Here is a 17,103-nt window from a genome sequence, read left to right as displayed (position 1 = left end):
TTTTGACCGGCGTCATCCGAATGAATCGGATTGACACGATTCCGGAGGCTTAATTTTTTTCATCCCCGCCTTTTCCCTTGCGACCGGACACGCGCACTCCTATGTTCAGCAGTGCAAGGGGTTCGTCCCCGGCTATGGCGATAAACGGTAAGTGAAATAAGTGTTGTGGACCCGGGGGCAGTGCCCGGCGTCTCCACCAAAAACAACCCCTCGCAAAAGGGGTCTGTGGGGACGAAACAGGCTCGACACGCATGGTAAAGACTTATCTTTTGCCCGGCATTGTACCACCGTCATCGGGCTAAACTTACAAGTGCCAACGATAACTCAGAGGTGCTCGCTGTCGCTGCATAAGCGATAAGCGCGGTTCGGGAGGGCACCGGGCAACAGAAGCCCTCCCACCTCATCATGTCCCCGACATTCACAGCAAAGACGGCTTGCCATCCGCGCCCGTCTGTCGCATCCCTGAGCAAGTTGACCGAAACATCAGGCTTGCGACCATGAGCGACGACGATCACAACGGCCAGGACGGCTTCGAGCACGAGCTTCCCGAGAGCCTTCTCCCTTATGATGACTGGGTGGAAGACGCCTATCGTGAAGTCATGCTGCGTGCGATCGAGCATGTCGCGGCTGAAGGCCTGCCGGGCGCCCACCACTTCTATCTGACGTTCCGCACGAACCGCCCGGATGTCATCATCCCGGCCCGTCTGCGGGCGCAGTATCCCGAAGAGATGACCATCGTCCTTCAGCACCAGTTCTGGGATCTGGCGCTGGACCGCGAGAAGAACGTGATTTCCGTTGGCCTGTCCTTCGGCGGCGTTGGCAGCATCCTGTGCATCCCGGTGAACGCCATCACGGCTTTTGCCGATCCCCATATCCGCATGGCACTGCGCTTCAGCCATTCCCCGCTGGAGGAGGATGAAGACGTCGAGATCCCTGAAGGCGCCGTAGAGCCGGACGATATTGATCCCGCCCACCATCCTGACGTCCAGCCGGAAACGGCTTCGTCCGAAGACGTGAAGAAAGATGCGGAAGTCGTCAGCCTGGCCGCATTCCGCAAGCGGCCGCCGACCTGAGCATCCGCCCTGCGGGATTTCGAAAACGGATTGGCCAGACAGTGTTTTTCCGGCCTATACTGGCCGGAACGTCGCTCTCATGAGGGATCCCCATGCGCTTTACCGTCGATCGCCTTGACCATATCGTGCTGACCGTCCGGGACCGGACCCTGTCTGCGTCCTGGTATCAGCGTGTTCTGGGGATGGATATCGACGAATACGGCCGCAACAACCGTGTGGCCCTGAGCTTTGGCGGCCAGAAGATCAATCTGCGTCCCGAAGGCTCGGAAGGCTGGGAAACGGCAGGCGATGCCGCGCCGGGAACGTCAGACCTGTGCTTTACGACAGCCATCGCCAGCGAACATATCGTCCGGCATCTGGAAAAATGCGGGGTGGAGATCGTCGAAGGCCCGGTGGCGCGTCTGGGGGCGCTGGGTCCGATCACGTCCGTCTATTGCCGCGACCCGGACGGCAATCTGATCGAACTCGCCTCCTATAACGGCTGAGGGCGGCAGAGCGCACGCCCCGCCGCCCGCTGGGTCACCAGTTCTTGGAAATCAGCCAGAACTCTTCGGAGGTCAGCGTGATGGCATTGCAGTCCTTCGTTTCGGCCGCAGCCTTGGCGAGGGCGTGAATGCGCTCGATCATGATCGTCTTGCGCTGGTGAGCCTCGGACGTTTCCTTGACGGTCGATAAGGTCTGCAGAGCGGACTCGGACGCTTTGGCGACGCGCGCGGCGTCAATGGCGGCATAAGACATGAACTGTCTCCCTGAATGTCAAAACCGGGAGGCAGCCTACTCCACGCGGGATCGGATACCAACTCCGCCGCCACCGCATTGCCGCAGCACACCCTAGACGGGCGTTGCCGCCACCGCTGCCTCATAGGCGTCCAGCACGTCTGCAGCCGGCCCGTCCATGCGGACTTCCCCGCTCTCCATCCAGATGATGCGCGTGCACCATTGACGCAGAACCGTCAGGGCATGGGATGTCACGACCAGGATTTCAGCCGCATCGACCATCCCTTCCAGCCGCGCGCGGGCCTTGTCCTGGAACTTCTGGTCACCGGCCATGAACCATTCATCCATCAGCAGGATGCGGGAGCGCGGCACCGTTGCCAGCGCGAACCCCAGCCGGATGGACATGCCTGAGGAATAGAGCCGCACCGGAAGATCGAAAAACGCCCCCAGATCGGAGAACGCCTCTACATCCTTTTCCAGTTCCTGCGTTGCAGTCCGGCTCAGCCCCATCCGGCAGGCGAAAAGCTGGATGTTTTCCCGCCCCGTGAGTTCGCTGTTCATCCCGGCTTTCGGATCGATGAGGGCATGGGTATCGCCTTCGATATCCAGGATCCCATCATCCGTTTCATAAATCCCGGCCAGAACACGCAGCAGCGTCGATTTGCCCGCGCCGTTATGCCCGACAAGGCCGACTCTTTCCCCCTCCCCAATCGTAAAGCTGACTTTGGAGAGAGCCTGGACTTCCACGACCTCGGTTGCATTACCGCTCATCCGCATCCGGCCGCCGACCGCTTCCGTCTTCCCGGCCACAGTGCTTCGGGCGCGGGACAGCAGGGTCTTTTTCAGAGAGCGGGAGCCGCCATGGAGTACGGGGAAAGACAGGGAGAGGTCTTCAAGGCGGATATGGGCCATGGCGTCAGATCCAGAAAACCAGGCGCGACCGCACCCGGATGAATGACCGCACCGCAATCAGCCAGAACACCACGCTGGTGGCCAGCGCAATGCCCCAGATCTGCAGGGACGGCGCATGCCCCAGAAGAGGCTCGCGCACGATTTCCAGCAGCGGATAGAACGGATTGTACAGCAGATAAGCCGCCCTGGGCCCGAGCTGCTGCGGCATCCAGATGACCGGCGTGACATAGAACACGATCTGCAGCAGCGCGCCGATGATCGGTGCAACATCGCGGAAACGCGCGCAGAGCGAACCGAACAGCATGCAGGCCGCAAAACCGTCCAGACCCCACAGCACAAGCGCGGGGATCGCAAGAAGGGCGTCCATCCCCGGCCAGAGATGATAGAGGGCAAACACGCCAAGCGGCACGACGATGTTGTGGGCGAAGACGATTGCGTTGCGCACCACGACCCGCACCGCATACAGCAGGAACGGCAGCCGAACGGACCGCACCATGTCCTCGGCATCAAGGAAGCAGGTGCAGGATTCCTGGATCAGGCTGGAGAACCCGACGCTCCACAGGGTAAGCGACAGCGACAGGAACGGCAGATAGGACGCAAGCTGCATGTGAAACAGCTTGCTGTAGAGCACCCCCATCGAGGCGACCATCAGGGCAGAGGTAATGGTCAGCCAGAACGGCCCCAGTGCGGACCCACGGTACCGGAGCCGGATATCGAGCCAGCCCAGCCTGACACCCAGCCTCCACAGACGCCGTGTTTCCTTCCAGTCAGCCCAGGCCCGGGCCGCAGGACTGCCCCGCAGAGCGTCACGACTGACCTGCCTGTGCGGCGCATCGTTACGTGCGACATCTGAAGCTGGAGAAGGTACACTCATATCGTCCGCCTACCCGATCCCCCCACCCCCGGCAAGAAGGCGGGCGGGGGAAGTTCATATTCGGGAAATGAATCTCCGCTACACTCCTTTCCGTAAGCCGTTCCCTATCAGAAAATCTGTTCTGCAGAGCCCTTTTTCCTAGTTTCGCCGTAATCCCCGTGTATGCTTGTCACATTGAGACAAGTTTTCCTCAGGTGCCCAGACCCGATGCCCAGACCCGTCTTTCCGTTCCGGACCACTGTCCGCACCCTGTCTCTCATCCGTGCGGGTGCTGCTTTGGGTCTGGTCGGACTGCTCGCCGCCTGCGCCGGCAACAATGCTGACATGGGCGGCGGATCGGAGCTTCCAGTTTCACAGGAAGCGGCGAATTACCGCGCCCACGCAAAATCCTATTATGCTCCCCCCGGCCCGCCCAGTGATCCCTGGGGGCCGTACATCCAGGAAGCCTCCAACCGCTTTGATGTGCCCGAGGCCTGGATCAGGGCCGTCATGCAGCAGGAATCCGGCGGGCACCTTTTCGATCATAACGGCAATTTCATCACCTCGGTTCCCGGCGCCATGGGTCTTCTTCAGCTCATGCCGCCAACCTATGACGACATGCGCCAGCAATACGGGCTTGGCGAAGATCCTTACGATCCGCACGACAACATTCTCGCAGGGACGGCCTATCTCCGGCAGATGTATGACATCTACGGATCGCCCGGCTTTCTCGCGGCCTATAATGACGGGCCGGGAAGCCTCGACCGCTATCTCCGCCGGGGCCGCGCCCTGCCCCGTGAAACGCGCCGCTATGTGGCTGCCATCGGCCCGCATATCGCTGGCATCACGCCACACAATCGCTCCGCGGCCGACCTTCTGGTCGCCCAGCATGATCCCAACTCCCAGGTCATGCTGGCCCAGAACACACAATCGGCAGACATAGCCCCAGTGACCTCGGCTTCTGAGCGAGCAGCCGTCAGCGCGGCATGGAATCACAGGGAAGCCGCCGACACATCTTCTGCCGACACATCTTCTAATGATTCAGATTCGGATACCTCGGTCACGACGCCCCAGACGGCTCCGGTCCAGGTCGCATCCGCCACAGGCTCCGAAGCCCCAGCGAGCATCAGCGCAGCCTGGGCCGCGCGTGGCTTTACACAGACACCTGCCCCACCCGCCGTCAGACAGGTTTCCGTTCCCGATGATGAGGTCGCGGACAACCGGGTTACAGCGCAGGAAATCCCGATCGGGCATCACCTGCAGCCTCAGCCGATCATGGCCGTCATGCCAGCCAGCCGGGTGCAGCCCCGCATTTCCCTTCCGGCAGTTTCCGCTTCGTCCAGAGCGGCAACGGGCAACTGGGCCATTCAGGTCGGCGCCTTCGCCAATGCGAAGCAGGCAGGCATCGCCACCGCCGAAGCCCACAGCAAAGGTGGTGTCGTGGTGGCCTCGGCCCGATCGCAGGTTGAAAGCGTGAAGGGGGGACGGTCGCATCTCTATCGCGCCCGCCTGACCGGTCTGACGCATGAAAATGCAGTTGCAGCCTGTCGCCGTCTGTCGCACGGTTCTCCGTGCGTTGTGGTTCCGCCCGGCGCATATTGATCCGTTTTCCGGGCCTTTCCGCCCGCTTTTCTGACAGGGATACACCACCCCGATGCGCCGCTTTTCTGCAACGACCGCTTTCTGCGCTGTCGCCCTCGCCGGCGCCCTGACCACCGCTCCAGCGCATGCTGCCCTTGAAACCGGCACCCATGCCCCGGATTTCTCCGCTTCTGCCAGTCTCGGAGGACACGAATTCACCTATCATCTGGCCGATGCGCTCAAGACCGGGCCCGTCGTCCTGTATTTCTATCCGGCAGCCTTCACCAAAGGCTGCACGATCGAAGCCCATGAGTTCGCGGATGCCATCCCGGACTTCAAGGCACAGGGCGCCACCGTCATCGGCATTTCCATGGATCCGATCGACAAGCTGAACCGTTTCTCGGTCAGTGAGTGCCGTAGCGTTTTCCCGGTCGCAGCCGATCCGACCGGCAAGATCACCCTCAGCTATGCCGCCAAGATGCCCCTGCTCCACATGGCAAGCCGCACCTCCTATGTCATCGCGCAGGATGGCCATATCGCCATGAGCTACGCCTCGATGTCTCCTGACGAGCACGTTTCGCGCGCCCTGGCCGCGGTAAAGGCCCTGAAACAGCATCCGTGAGTACCCGTTCTTCGTCCACAGGTCCGGACCTGTTCGGGCAGCATCATGTTGGCGATTCACGCCCGCTTAAGCTAGCTGATGACATCACCAGCACGGCAATCTACGGCGGCCCGCAGGACTGTTACCGTTACACCCTGCGCCGCGTCTGGGACGAAAACCGTCCCATGATCATGTGGCTGATGATGAATCCGTCTGTCGCGACCGAGTTCGGTGACGACCGGACAGTCGCCAAGTGCCAGCGCTATGCACGCGCCTGGGGCTATGGCGGGATGTTCGTAGGCAACAGCTTTGCCTATCGCTGCACGGACCAGAAACGGCTGCTGGAGGTGCCCGATCCTGTCGGGCCGGACAACGATGCCCATCTGCTGGACATGGCCCGGCATGCCGATCTTGTCATCCTGGCTTACGGCTCTCCACAAGCCAGGGGCCTACGCGCACGCGGGACGGAAGTCGCCCGAATGCTTGCCCATCACGGCATTAAGGTGACGGCGCTGCGTCTAAGCAAAAGCGGGCGTCCGGAACACCCGCTTTACCTGCCCTCGGCCCTCACTCCGCAACCGCTCGACCCGGATATGCTGGACTGAGCGGCGCTTTTGGCGGGACGCGAGCCTGCCTCAGTTCCCGGCCTTGTCCGGCTCATGAATACTCCAGACGAGTACCACATGCTGGTCATGGTTGGGATAAGTTGCCTGAGGCTGGATTGAAGCGGAAGCGTTCTTGCTCTTGTACAGGGCCTGAATGGCCTGCATGTCCGCGGACAGAAGCTCGTTCGTGACAGGGGCGCCAGCCCGAAGCTTTGTCGCCGCTTCCAGATCAGCGGTCGAAACCTTCCTGTTCCCCTGGAACTCCACCTTGTCGAGCACCAGAGCGGTCGGAGTCGGTGCGCCTGCAGCCTGCTCCTCGATGACCAGTTTGACGGAGACGGCCTTGCCGGAAATTCGCAGCTGTTCTCCGAGGCTGACCCCCACCTGCCGGGCCGAATAAAGATCGCCCACACGTTTCTGGGCCGCAGCCAGTTCATCGCGCGTGACCATGTCGCCCGCGTGATGACCGAATGCCTGAAGAATATCCGCCGTCGCAACGCGGCTGTTTCCCTGAACAGCGACCGTCATCAACTTTAGTGGAACAGTTGGCGCCGGGATGGCGGCATGAGCCTGCTCAGTGATAATCATTTCCGTAGCAGGAACCACGGCAAGCGAAACGCCAAGAAAACTCCGGGCCAGCAGGGAGCGAAGGGATATCTGGCAATCTCCTGTAATGAAAAAAATGAGAAATTCTCTGACTTTTACGCTACAGGACTTCCCTGCTTTGGCAAATCTTCCTTTGAACCCGGTCGAAGCAACATCTTCCGGACCGATGCGTTCATTACCCTCGAACCCCGGCAGCGCCTTCTTTTCGACGCCTTTCTTCCAATACTGGCGCCTCGGGTCCCATTCTGCCCCTGACAGATCTTCAGGGATACACCGCTCTCAGCAGTTCTGGACCACCACCAGGCTCCCGTTTCACCAACTTCCTTGCAAAGGCCCCGCCCGCTTCATGCCTGTACTCGCTTCTTTCGCCCGGACTTCTTCCCGAATCCGTTCCGAACACCTGCGGTCTGTCCTGATGGGGCTTTTTTCCGTTTCCATGCTGGCCGGCACGGTCGAGCGCGCGCAGGCGCAGTCCGATCCTGACCCCAACAGCGCCCGCAACCGCGTTTCCAGAGCCGCTGCCCTGTCGTCTCCTGCCCCCCAGAACAGTGAAACACCGGCCAATGGTGGCAGCAACACGCCCATCATGCAGAACACCGTCTCCGGTTTCGCCCAGACGCAAGGAGACCCGGGGCCTTACTTTTCCGCCCCCATGGGAACACAGCATTTCCTGGGAGACTGGGGTGGCGTGCAGCCGTGGCTCCTCAAGCGCGGCATCCACCTCATGGCCGCCATCAACGAGGAATTTGCCGGCAATTTCACGGGCGGCAAGGAGCGTGCCTATTCCGACGCCGGACAGTTCGGCATCGAACTGGATATCGACTGGGACAAACTTGCTGGCGTACGGAATTTCTGGACGCATACCCTGATCGTCAACGGTCATGGCCAGAGCGTCTCCCGCAATTTCGGCGATTCCATCGCAGGCGTGCAGCAGATCTACGGTGCCCGAGGCAACGTGGTAGCCCACATGGTCGCGATGTATGGCGAGATGTCCTTCGTTCATAACCGCATCGATGTCAGCGCAGGCTGGATCCCGGTCGGCAGCTTCTTCGCCGCATCCCCGCTGTTCTGCGATTTCATGAACGTCGCGATGTGCGGCAATCCGGCGCCGAACAAATATACGGAAGGCAACCGCGACTGGCCGTCGGGCAATCTGGGCGCGGTCGTCCGGGCCATGCCGACCATGGACACCTATATCATGGCAGGTCTCTTCGCTGTCAGCCCACATTCCTATAACGGCGGCATCTCGGGCTGGTCCTGGGCGCAGTCGGGCCTTGGCAAGTTCTCCACGCCCGTTGAAATCGGCTGGACTCCGCGCTTTGGCCACAACCATCTCCAGGGCCATTACGTCATCGGCTATTCCTACGACAACTCGCGCTATCTGAACCTGTACGAGGACATTCACGGCAATTCCTGGCAGGCCACGGGACAGCCCCGCCGCTATGAGGCAGGCCGTAACAGTGCATGGCTCATCCTCGACCAGATGCTGGTCCGCAATGGCCCTGGCAATACGAACGGGCTGATCGCCATGGGTGGCGCGATGTACAGCGATGGCAAGACCGTCGCGATGCGTGATCATGAATGGGCCGGTCTGGTCGACACCGGCTCCGCCTGGGGCCGGCCGCTCGATACGGTCGGCGCGATGTACCAGCACTTCGACATGAGCCACACGGCGGCCCTGCAGCAGGAAGCATCGCTGGCCCTTGGCCTGCCCTATCAGGACAACCAGTGGGGCGCGGTCTATGGCCCGCAGAGCCATGAGAACGTGTACGAACTCTTCTATTCCGCGCATGTCGCCCGCGCGATGGCGATCCAGCCGGACTTCCAGTACATTCAGCGCCCGAGTGCTACGACGACTTTCCATGATGCCGCCGTTCTGGGCGTTCAGTTCACCGTCGTACTCTGATACACGAAACAGACTAGCTTTTCTGCGGAGCGGGGCCTGAACGGCCCCGCTTTTTTGTATCCTGATACATTTGGCAATCACAATTTAATTGCGAATAACTCGCATTATCGCGATAACCCGGTACACTGTCTATTGTTTCGAGGTTTCCGTGCGCGCATCGTTTTCTGTCCCGTTCTCACGCCCCCTTCGGGCTGCGCGCCTGTCCTGCCTGCTCCTGGCAGGAACAGCCTTTCCCGTTCTCGCGGCTGACCCCGTTCCGACCACGGCTACCGCCACAACACCCAAGACCAAGCCCGCAACCAAACCTGCCAGCGCTGCAGAGCAGGTCACGCCGGACGAGGAAATCATCGTCCGGGCCAGAAAGCGGGACCAGATGCAGGTCAGCAGCGGCGGACAGCTCGGCGCTCTGGGCAACAAGAAAGGTCTGGATGTTCCGTTCAACATCCGCAGCTATAATTCCAGCCTGATCCTGAACCAGCAGTCCCAGACACTGGGCGAGGTGCTGGAAAACGATCCGTCCGTCCGCACAACCTTTGGTTATGGCAATTTCTCGGAAATGTTTGTCATCCGCGGTTTTGCCGTGGACGGAGACGACGTGTCGATCAACGGGCTGTATGGCATCACGCCCCGTCAGCTCGTCTCGCCCGAACTATATGATCAGGTGCAGGTCCTCAACGGCGCAAGCGCGTTCCTCAATGGCGCAGCACCGAGTGGATCGGCCATTGGCGGCAACATCAACCTGCTGTTCAAACATGCGACAAATGCCCCCCTTACCCGCATCTCGGGCGACTACACCAGCAGTGCCATGGGCGGAGGCAGCATTGATGTCGGACGGCGTTTCGGCGAGGACAAGGCCTTCGGGGTGCGGCTGAACGTCGCGGGCAAGAGCGGCGAGGATTCCGTCACGGATGAATACCGGCATTCCACAACCCTCGGTGCGGATTTCGACTGGCATGACCGCAGCAACCGCACCCGCATCACCATGGATATCGACTACGAGAACCAAGGCGTGAATGGTGGTCGTCCGGCAATTTTCCTTGGCAGCGCCGTCACGTCTGTCCCGCGTCCCGCTGCGCCATCACATAATTTCGGTCAGCGCTGGGCCTATAATAACCTGAACTATGTCTTCGGCATGCTGAACATCGAGCATGACCTGACAAAGAACGTCACGCTCTATGGTGCGTTCGGAGCCCTGACCAGCAATGAGAAGGGCAACTATTCGAGCCCGACCGTTACCGACCCCACTACCGGCGCAGGAACGGCAGGTGCGATGTACGTGCCTTACGATCAGACCAACGAGAGCACGCGCGCAGGTGTCCGCGCCCATTTCCGTACCGGCCCGATCCGCCATGAGATCAACGCAGGCGGCTCCGGCCTGTGGGAAGACAGCGCCGCTGCCTATGCGATGACCCTTACATCCCATGCAACCAACATCTACAACACGCCACAGTTTGCCACCCCGGCCGAAACCTATGCCGGTGGCGTCGTCAACGACCCGCAGACGATTGATCGCACGCGCCTGTACAGCCTGTTCTTCTCGGACACGATGTCCTTCTTCCATGACCGCGTCGCCCTGACAGGGGGCTTTCGCTACCAGAACATGCTCATCAATGGCTACGCCTACAGCAAGACCGGACAGGGCGCGATGAGCAGCCATTATGACCAGGACGCCATCACCCCGGTCGTCGGGCTGGTCATCCACCCGACACGCAGGACCTCGCTGTACTTCAATCGGATCGAAGGGCTTTCACAGGGACCGACCGCAACCGGCAACGTAGTCAATCTTGGCGAGATCTTCCCGCCCTACAAATCCACCCAGTATGAAGTCGGCGCGAAATACGACACGGGCCGCTTCAGCGCTGCCCTCGCAGTCTATGAGATTTCGCAGCCCAATGCCTATTCCGTGGCGGTCGGCAATACGGGGGAATTCGCGTACCGTGAAGACGGGTTGCAGCGCAATCGTGGCATTGAGCTGACGCTCAACGGCGAAATCCTGCCCGGCCTGCGCTTCAATGGCGGCGGCACCGTCATTCAGGCGGATCTGCGCCATACGGCAGGCGGCCTGCAGGACGGCAACACGGCCATCGGCGTGCCGAACTATACGATTAACGGCAATCTCGAATACGACCTGCCGTTCCTCAAGGGCGCCACGGTCGTGGGCCGCGTGGTCAACACGGGCAAGCAGTGGGTCAACACGGCCAACACGCTGCACATCCCGGTCTGGACACGCTTCGATCTGGCAGGGCGCTACACTTTCGTGACGCATCATACGCCGGTCACGCTGCGCTTCGGCGTCGATAACCTGGCCAATACGCGCTACTGGTCTTCGGCCTTCAACGGATACCTGCTGCAGGGTATGCCCCGCACCTTCAAGTTCTCCTTCACGACGGATCTGTAATCCGCCTCAGACCGCCGAAAACGAAAAACGCGCCCTCCCCTGCGGAAGCGGCGCGTTTTTCATGTCCGGTCTTCCGATCAGCAAAGATCAGAACGTAATACCCGTCTCGAAATCCAGAAGCAGCGGGTTCTTGTAGCGGTTCGTGCCGCCCGTGCTCCAGATATACTGCGCACCCGGCCGGATCACGAGCCAGGGCGTCGGGCGCCAGCCATAGTTCAGCTCCAGCGCATGCTCGCCGGACGGCTTGTAGATATCAGTCCCACCGGCAGCCTGAATCTGGCGCACCCAGTTCGTCAGCTTCGGGTTCACCCACAGCATCTTCATGCCGATGCTGATTGTATCGTTCGGACGGCTGCGGAAGGTGCCCTTGCGGGTCACGCCCCAGGTGATGAAATACGGTGCGACGGACGTACGCGGATCACCCCAGGTGAAGGATGTGAACAGCGTCGTGCCGCGGTTCGGGTCGGCTTCATCGCGCTGAAGCATCCGGTCGAACTGGAACCAGCCACCAAACCGGCCGCGAACCTTTTCACTCGGCGCCGAAATCAGGTACTGCGCCGGCACACCAAAACTTCCGAGATGGGAGTAGACGTCGCTGACTTCGGATGTGTCCCAGTATCCGCCAATCTTGATGTTGGTCTGGAGCGGACCGCTGTAGTCGTCCTTGCCGCCCTGATGCCAGCCGAGCTGGAACGGCAGATAGGTGCCGGTCGCATCATGAAGATTCAGCTTCCAGCCGTTATGCGTATTCGAGATCGTCGGATCGACCGAATATGCGCCGAACTGCACCAGGTAATGGTCGTTTCCGGCCGGATAGAACTTCACCCAGGCACCGGGATGGGCCGTCGGATACCAGCCATAGCCCGAGTTCATCGCAATGGACTGCGGCATGCCGCAGATCGCATTCGATTCGAACTGGCAATACTGGCTCATGCCCCAATAGACTGAAGACTGCTCGAAGTCGTTTTCGGTGTTGATCTCACCGACCTCGGTCGTGACGTATTTGTTCCAGGGCATTTCCCAGGACAGACGCGTCAGACGCACCGTCTCACCCGAGCCGAAAATCTGCTGCGGGCTATCCATTGCCGGAAGCGTAGCCCCGATACCCAGACCCTGACGCGCCGTGATCAGCGTATGGAACATGCCCAGATTCAGGCCGGTCAGCTTCTTGAGGTTGAAGTCGATATTGATGCCGAACTCATCCGCATAACGCACGGCCTTGGTCTTGCCGCCCATCGGATTGCCAGCGCTGTCTTCAAGATAGTGCCCGCCGATATTGATGCCCTTGTCGGTCAGCCAGGTGCGCCAGCCACCCCAGTCACCCGTCATGGTGCTCTGGGTCAGCCAGTCATGGAACGATGCCGGGAAGAAACGGTTCTCCGTCGTATCGGAGGTTTTCGCTGCGGTCTCGACGCCTGTCTGTGTCGGAGCCGGTTTGACCAGCAACGGAACCGGAGAAATGGATTTTGTCCGGATCTGCGGGGTACCCATGGTCGCCGTGCTGGTTCTGGCGGCAGCCTTCTGGTGGCCGTCCACAACGCCGGCCGGTGTCGTCTGTGCGTGGCCAACGGCAGTAATGCCGGGAAGCACCGCTGTCATGGCACAGGCCGTCAACAGCGCTTTCGTCCAATCCTGCCCGAACTTCCCCATCTTCCAAACTGTCTCCCTGTGACACCATTGCAGCCGCCAGGCGCACGGTCCTGCGGCTGGCCACTGTCATACAGTCCGGAAACGGTCCAGAATAGAGCGGGGAAGACCTCTGTTTTCGTAATATGCCTTTCGCGACACGATCCTGAAGCGGGACGTCAAATTTTTATCCGGAGATTTCTCCCGGATTACAAAAAGTTTAACGCTACAGTTTCCGGGACTTATTCGCCGATCACAGTTACGTGTTCCCGGTCCCATCGCCGAGTCAGGGGCTCAAGGCAGAGTAGTATCACGACCAGCCCCGCTGCGATTTCACACAGCGTCCGGAAAAGCCCCGCATACAGTGAAGCGCCCCCGCCCCCGGCGATCACTTCCGGAGACAGGGCGGCCTGATTGGCGATGAGGCTGCCTACGTACATGGCAATTCCCCACAGCAGGTAGAGCGCGCCCATCATAAAGCCACTCAGCCGGGCGGGGGAGTAACAGGCGACGACGGCCAACCCCAGCCCGATTGTCAGCAGTTCGCCCAAAGACAGGCAACCATATCCCACCACCATGACCCAGGGAGACACCAGCCCGTCTGCATGGGCGGCGGCTGTCCACCATACTGCAAATCCAAGCGCGACCATTGCATAGCCAAGGATCATCTTGCGGGCATGGGAGGTCTGCTTCTGCTGTTGTCCCATCCGGTTATAGAGGAACGCCAGCAGGGGACTGAGCGCCATGATCCAGAGGGAATTGAGAACCTGAAACTGCCCCGCAGACATATGAAACAGCGTCACGCTGCCAATACGGTAGTCTCCCGAAACACCCCGCAGGGCAAACAGTGTCAGGGATGTCATCATCTGCTGGTAGAAAACGAGATAGATCGTCCCCTGCAGACATAGCAGATAGGTCAAACGCAGCCCCGGACGCTCGGTCTGAGGTGCTCTCACATAGAGCGCAACCCAGATTGCTGCCAGCCCCGCCCCTGCCGCAATCACGCACAGACGCGCCAGCGTATCGCTGCCCAGAATCCAGGCATTGAAGGCAGTCAGAAGGGCAAGACCGCCCGCAACCAGTCCGAACCGGGACAGCGGGACCGACTGTTTTTCCGAAACCGGCGTCGTCGGCTCAAGCCAGCTGGAGCGCAGCATATAATAGAGCAGCCCGATCCCCAGTCCGACCGCACAGGTCGCAAAAGCGACCGGCGCCCCGTAATGAATCTGAAGCCACGGCGTAAGCAGCATGGAGACGGTCGAACCGACATTGACGGACATGTAATACAGCGTGAAAGCTGCATCGAGCGCGGCATCATCACCCTTGTAGATCCGACGAACCAGATTGCCGGCATTAGGCTTGAACAGGCCGTTTCCCGTGGAAATCAGGGCCATCGCCACCAGCAGCAGCGTGTGGGACTGCAGCGCTGCGGCCAGAAAGGCATAGCCACAGGTCAGGGACAGGGCCCCCATGACCATTGCCCGCCGCGCACCCAGCACGCGGTCGCCGATGACGCCACCGATGACAGGCGTGATGTAGGTGAGCGCTCCGAAAGCGCCCATCATAAGATTGGCGGCCGCATCGGCCATTCTGAGCTGCTCGACCATGAAGAGCGTCAGGACGGCCTGCATGCCGTAATATCCGAACCGCTCCCACAGTTCGATGGCCAGAACAACGGTAAACGCCCTGCGGCGCAGTCCCGGAGTGGAAGCCCCGGCCGGAGAAAAAGAGGAAGCGGTCATGCAGAACCCGTCAGAAACCAGAAGACGGGCCACATCTTAGGGCAAATGCCACTCTCCGGCGAGAATCAGTGCGTGCGTACTGATGATGCCCAGAACCATCACGAAGATCAGCGCCACAATACCGCCGATGATGTCACTCCACGGCCATTCCGGCAGTCTCGACCGGACGCGACGCACCATCCCCATGTCTTCAGCTCTCCTGCTGGCTGAAGAAGGCCTCCAGCTCGGGGGAAACAGTACCGATATGAACCTGCAACGTCACCAGCAGATCACCGGCCGGATGCTTTTTATCGCCCCCGATCCCTCGTCCGGACAGACGCAGGACCTTGCCGCTGTCGGAATGCTTGGGAATTTTGACCGAAACATCGCCCTTGGGGGTCGGAACGGCGATCTTGCCGCCCAGAATGGCCGTTTTCAGGTCGAGGTTCTGGGTGATGCGCAGATTGCGCCCCTCACGGACATACCGGCTGTCGGGCGTGACCGTGATCGTCAGAAGCGCGTCACCCGGCACACCCGGCTGCCCGTCCATTCCCGGACGACCCGGCGCCCCCTTGCCACGCACGCGCAGGGTCTGGCCATCTTCTACCCCTGGCGGAATACGGACCTCGGTATGCCCGCCCTCGCCCAGTGTCAGATCCAGGGACGTCCCCAGAACAGCCTGCTGGAACGAGATCGTCACCGCATAGCGGCGATCGGAGCCCTTGGACGCACGACGCCCGGCCGAACCGCCCGGCTGGAAATCGCCGCTAAAGCCGCCCCCGAACATGTCCGAAAAGAAAGAGCCGAGATCTTCCTGACTGAAACCGCCCTGGAAGCCCTGTGCGCCCCCGCCCGGACCGCCAGGGGCATACCCGCTGCCGCCAAAGCCACCGCCGAACGGTCCGCGTTCCTGACCGTCGGCATCGATCTCGCCACGATCGAAACGCGCGCGCTTTTCCTTGTCGCCGACGATGTTATAGGCCTGCCCGACCGCCTTGAAGCGCTCTTCGGCCTTCTTGTCGTCCGGATTGTGATCCGGATGGTACTGCTTGGCCAACTTCCGATACGCGCTGCGGATTTCCTTGTCCGTCGCCGTTTTCGCAACGCCCAGTACCGAATATGGGTCGCTCATGTCATCTCCCCGTCTTCTTCAGGTCCCTCATCCAGCAGGGAAATCAGGACCGCAATGACTTCATCCTGCGGGAACCCGGCCCGCACACCGTCTGAGATCAGGGCCTGCAGCTTCGGGCGAAGATAATCCTCTGCGGGATGTCCGTCGTCTGCCATTTCTGATCCTCCGTTATTCCCAGATGTGTGATCGCACGGGGCTGGGGTCAATGTTTCAGAACAAACTCTGCAATATCAGACACTACTGCACCATCCAGCGGAAGTGATCCATCCGCAGCCGGAGCCACACCAAGATCCGCCAGCGGATGGATCACATTCGGCAGCAGAACAACCTGCGCCTTCGGATCAGCCGCCTTCAGCAGCGGCAGGTCTTCAGTTGCGCTGACCTGACGATCCGCCGCCCCCTGCATGATCAGAACCGGCCCACGATAAGCCCTGAGCAGAGCGACGGGGTCATGATGGAAAAGATCGATCATGTAGTCCTGAACGGCTGAATGAAACAGCTGACGCAATCCCGGATGCAGCGTCTGGACATCCACATGATGCCCGGCTTCGAGCGCATCAATCGCCCCGTCGATCTGCGGCAGCACCGTCTGCGCAGAGGGCACGGCATGAAACTGACCACGCAGCACTTCACCCAGAGGTCGACCTGCGGTGGACAGAAGGATCAGTCCGCAGATATCGGCCTGGCCCTGCGCAGCAGCCAAGGCGACAAGCCCACCCTCACTATGTCCTGCGAGCCAGACACAGCGTACACCGGCCTTACGCCGGATAACGGCAATCCAGTTCCGCACATCGGTGGCATAGTCCGCAATCGTGACGTGATTACCGTCCGCTACGGCCTGTTTGCTGCCGAACATGCCGCGCTTGTCGATCCGGACGGAAGAAATGCCGCGTCTCGCCAGCCCATCCGCAATCTGCCGCAGTGTGGCAGGTTTTGGCCCCAGAGCCGAGTTTCCATCCCGGTCCGTTGGCCCGGAGCCCGGAATCATCAGAACGACGGACGTACCGGACCCGGCATTCACGAAGGTTCCTGCCAGAGGCCCCAGAGGACCAGGCGCTTCAATGGCCGAGCTCTCAGCCGCAAACGCATGAGACGACAGTCCACAGAGACCCGACAGGAGCAAGAGGAAACGAAACACTGTCGGCTTCATTCTGCGTCTCCTGTTCAGGTATCCCCGTGCCCTCTTCCTTATCGTGTGAAGGCTCTAACGAATGCGTTCTGCTGTTTGACTTCGACGGGGAGTCTTGTGTCGGTGAGGGCCTTGCCCTGCCATCCGGCGCCGAGTGCGATGTACAGCGCGACGGCGTTGCGGACGCGGGCGAGGCGGCCGACGACGGCCTGGTCCTCGGCGGACAGGGCGGTCTGTTCGGTC

18 protein-coding genes, 1 other RNA gene and 1 pseudogene are annotated in these 17,103 nt (G+C 60.7%); 9 read left to right on the top strand and 11 right to left on the bottom strand.

The features are described from left to right. Positions 1-73 precede the first annotated feature (73 nt). The 3 genes from ssrA (at position 74) to HKD31_RS13235 (ending at position 1,558) form a co-directional block, all read left to right on the top strand. Positions 74-398: a transfer-messenger RNA gene (gene ssrA / locus HKD31_RS13245) on the top strand. A gap of 99 nt (positions 399-497) precedes the next feature. After that, a complete protein-coding gene (locus HKD31_RS13240) occupies positions 498-1,073 on the top strand; it encodes an SspB family protein (protein WP_194265492.1) in 576 nt (191 codons plus the stop codon). A 92-nt stretch (positions 1,074-1,165) separates the two neighbouring features. Beyond that, positions 1,166-1,558: a VOC family protein gene (locus tag HKD31_RS13235; RefSeq protein ID WP_011252963.1), complete on the top strand. Its 393-nt coding sequence runs from the start codon at positions 1,166-1,168 to the stop codon at positions 1,556-1,558. A 34-nt stretch (positions 1,559-1,592) separates the two neighbouring features. On the opposite strand, the gene HKD31_RS13230 is transcribed toward HKD31_RS13235, so the two are convergent. The 3 genes from HKD31_RS13230 to HKD31_RS13220 form a co-directional block, all read right to left on the bottom strand. Next, positions 1,593-1,811, bottom strand: a complete 219-nt coding sequence (locus HKD31_RS13230; protein ID WP_011252962.1) for a hypothetical protein — start codon at positions 1,809-1,811, stop codon at positions 1,593-1,595. Positions 1,812-1,904: 93 nt separating this feature from the next. Beyond that, the gene (locus HKD31_RS13225) at positions 1,905-2,702 is read right to left on the bottom strand and encodes an ABC transporter ATP-binding protein (RefSeq protein ID WP_194265491.1); all 798 of its coding nucleotides are present in this window, start codon (positions 2,700-2,702) and stop codon (positions 1,905-1,907) included. A 4-nt stretch (positions 2,703-2,706) separates the two neighbouring features. Further along, positions 2,707-3,576, bottom strand: a complete 870-nt coding sequence (locus HKD31_RS13220; protein ID WP_062494513.1) for an ABC transporter permease — start codon at positions 3,574-3,576, stop codon at positions 2,707-2,709. Between the two features lie 207 nt (positions 3,577-3,783). On the opposite strand from HKD31_RS13220, the gene HKD31_RS13215 reads away from it, so the two are divergent. From HKD31_RS13215 to HKD31_RS13205, 3 genes are read left to right on the top strand one after another with little or no spacing between them, the layout of a single operon-like run. After that, positions 3,784-5,157 (top strand): lytic transglycosylase domain-containing protein, encoded by a 1,374-nt coding sequence (locus tag HKD31_RS13215; RefSeq protein ID WP_194265490.1) that lies wholly within the window; start codon positions 3,784-3,786, stop codon positions 5,155-5,157. 52 nt (positions 5,158-5,209) lie between these two features. Beyond that, positions 5,210-5,758, top strand: a complete 549-nt coding sequence (locus HKD31_RS13210; RefSeq protein ID WP_194265489.1) for a peroxiredoxin — start codon at positions 5,210-5,212, stop codon at positions 5,756-5,758. Next, a complete protein-coding gene (locus tag HKD31_RS13205; RefSeq protein WP_194265488.1) occupies positions 5,755-6,342 on the top strand; it encodes a DUF1643 domain-containing protein in 588 nt (195 codons plus the stop codon). The genes HKD31_RS13210 and HKD31_RS13205 overlap by 4 nt, the downstream gene beginning before the upstream one ends. A gap of 30 nt (positions 6,343-6,372) precedes the next feature. Here the strand turns inward: HKD31_RS13205 and HKD31_RS13200 are convergent, their stop codons facing one another. Next, positions 6,373-6,870: a POTRA domain-containing protein gene (locus tag HKD31_RS13200; protein WP_194265487.1), complete on the bottom strand. Its 498-nt coding sequence runs from the start codon at positions 6,868-6,870 to the stop codon at positions 6,373-6,375. A 36-nt stretch (positions 6,871-6,906) separates the two neighbouring features. Between HKD31_RS13200 and HKD31_RS13195 the strand changes: the two genes are divergently transcribed. From HKD31_RS13195 to HKD31_RS13185, 3 genes are all read left to right on the top strand, one after another. Continuing rightward, positions 6,907-7,203, top strand: coding sequence for a hypothetical protein (locus HKD31_RS13195; RefSeq protein ID WP_194265486.1), 297 nt, complete (start codon positions 6,907-6,909; stop codon positions 7,201-7,203). Positions 7,204-7,294: 91 nt separating this feature from the next. Continuing rightward, positions 7,295-8,854 carry a carbohydrate porin gene (locus tag HKD31_RS13190; protein WP_194265485.1) on the top strand — a complete coding sequence of 520 codons (1,560 nt, stop codon included), beginning with the start codon at positions 7,295-7,297 and terminating at the stop codon, positions 8,852-8,854. A 148-nt stretch (positions 8,855-9,002) separates the two neighbouring features. Continuing rightward, entirely contained in the window at positions 9,003-11,252 is a 2,250-nt protein-coding gene (locus HKD31_RS13185; protein ID WP_194265484.1) for a TonB-dependent siderophore receptor, read from the top strand. A gap of 87 nt (positions 11,253-11,339) precedes the next feature. Here HKD31_RS13185 and HKD31_RS13180 read toward each other — a convergent pair whose 3' ends face one another. The 7 genes and pseudogenes from HKD31_RS13180 to HKD31_RS13150 form a co-directional block, all read right to left on the bottom strand. After that, on the bottom strand, positions 11,340-12,902 hold the full coding sequence (locus tag HKD31_RS13180; RefSeq protein ID WP_062494519.1) for a carbohydrate porin: 1,563 nt from the start codon (positions 12,900-12,902) through the stop codon (positions 11,340-11,342). Positions 12,903-13,120: 218 nt separating this feature from the next. Further along, entirely contained in the window at positions 13,121-14,620 is a 1,500-nt protein-coding gene (locus tag HKD31_RS13175) for a peptide MFS transporter (RefSeq protein WP_194265483.1), read from the bottom strand. A 36-nt stretch (positions 14,621-14,656) separates the two neighbouring features. Continuing rightward, on the bottom strand, positions 14,657-14,806 hold the full coding sequence (locus HKD31_RS13170) for a hypothetical protein (RefSeq protein WP_167315814.1): 150 nt from the start codon (positions 14,804-14,806) through the stop codon (positions 14,657-14,659). Between the two features lie 4 nt (positions 14,807-14,810). Beyond that, the gene (locus tag HKD31_RS13165) at positions 14,811-15,731 is read right to left on the bottom strand and encodes a DnaJ C-terminal domain-containing protein (RefSeq protein WP_194265482.1); all 921 of its coding nucleotides are present in this window, start codon (positions 15,729-15,731) and stop codon (positions 14,811-14,813) included. Continuing rightward, complete coding sequence (locus tag HKD31_RS13160) at positions 15,728-15,886, bottom strand: hypothetical protein (protein WP_165919964.1); 159 nt, start codon at positions 15,884-15,886, stop codon at positions 15,728-15,730. Before HKD31_RS13160 ends, HKD31_RS13165 begins: the two co-directional genes overlap by 4 nt. Positions 15,887-15,933: 47 nt before the next feature. Beyond that, entirely contained in the window at positions 15,934-16,881 is a 948-nt protein-coding gene (locus HKD31_RS13155; protein WP_194265481.1) for an alpha/beta hydrolase, read from the bottom strand. A 38-nt stretch (positions 16,882-16,919) separates the two neighbouring features. Beyond that, positions 16,920-17,103, bottom strand: a pseudogene (locus tag HKD31_RS13150) (efflux transporter outer membrane subunit); the annotation flags it as partial.

This window comes from Gluconobacter potus, from assembly GCF_015244705.1.
Lineage (GTDB): Bacteria > Pseudomonadota > Alphaproteobacteria > Acetobacterales > Acetobacteraceae > Gluconobacter > Gluconobacter potus.
Note: the sequence above shows the minus strand (reverse complement) of the source record. Positions and strands in the feature narration are given on the sequence as shown.

What these genes read in the sequence shown, in the direction of transcription:
- HKD31_RS13230 (WP_011252962.1), bottom strand. Translation starts at nt 1,811, where the DNA reads ATGTCTTATGCCGCCATTGACGCCGCGCGCGTCGCCAAAGCGTCCGAG.
- HKD31_RS13225 (WP_194265491.1), bottom strand. Translation starts at nt 2,702, where the DNA reads ATGGCCCATATCCGCCTTGAAGACCTCTCCCTGTCTTTCCCCGTACTC.
- HKD31_RS13195 (WP_194265486.1), top strand. Translation starts at nt 6,907, where the DNA reads ATGAGCCTGCTCAGTGATAATCATTTCCGTAGCAGGAACCACGGCAAG.
- HKD31_RS13240 (WP_194265492.1), top strand. Translation starts at nt 498, where the DNA reads ATGAGCGACGACGATCACAACGGCCAGGACGGCTTCGAGCACGAGCTT.
- HKD31_RS13180 (WP_062494519.1), bottom strand. Translation starts at nt 12,902, where the DNA reads ATGGGGAAGTTCGGGCAGGATTGGACGAAAGCGCTGTTGACGGCCTGT.
- HKD31_RS13235 (WP_011252963.1), top strand. Translation starts at nt 1,166, where the DNA reads ATGCGCTTTACCGTCGATCGCCTTGACCATATCGTGCTGACCGTCCGG.
- HKD31_RS13155 (WP_194265481.1), bottom strand. Translation starts at nt 16,881, where the DNA reads ATGAAGCCGACAGTGTTTCGTTTCCTCTTGCTCCTGTCGGGTCTCTGT.
- HKD31_RS13160 (WP_165919964.1), bottom strand. Translation starts at nt 15,886, where the DNA reads ATGGCAGACGACGGACATCCCGCAGAGGATTATCTTCGCCCGAAGCTG.
- HKD31_RS13190 (WP_194265485.1), top strand. Translation starts at nt 7,295, where the DNA reads ATGCCTGTACTCGCTTCTTTCGCCCGGACTTCTTCCCGAATCCGTTCC.
- HKD31_RS13175 (WP_194265483.1), bottom strand. Translation starts at nt 14,620, where the DNA reads ATGACCGCTTCCTCTTTTTCTCCGGCCGGGGCTTCCACTCCGGGACTG.
- HKD31_RS13215 (WP_194265490.1), top strand. Translation starts at nt 3,784, where the DNA reads ATGCCCAGACCCGTCTTTCCGTTCCGGACCACTGTCCGCACCCTGTCT.
- HKD31_RS13165 (WP_194265482.1), bottom strand. Translation starts at nt 15,731, where the DNA reads ATGAGCGACCCATATTCGGTACTGGGCGTTGCGAAAACGGCGACGGAC.
- HKD31_RS13170 (WP_167315814.1), bottom strand. Translation starts at nt 14,806, where the DNA reads ATGGGGATGGTGCGTCGCGTCCGGTCGAGACTGCCGGAATGGCCGTGG.
- HKD31_RS13210 (WP_194265489.1), top strand. Translation starts at nt 5,210, where the DNA reads ATGCGCCGCTTTTCTGCAACGACCGCTTTCTGCGCTGTCGCCCTCGCC.
- HKD31_RS13200 (WP_194265487.1), bottom strand. Translation starts at nt 6,870, where the DNA reads ATGACGGTCGCTGTTCAGGGAAACAGCCGCGTTGCGACGGCGGATATT.
- HKD31_RS13220 (WP_062494513.1), bottom strand. Translation starts at nt 3,576, where the DNA reads ATGAGTGTACCTTCTCCAGCTTCAGATGTCGCACGTAACGATGCGCCG.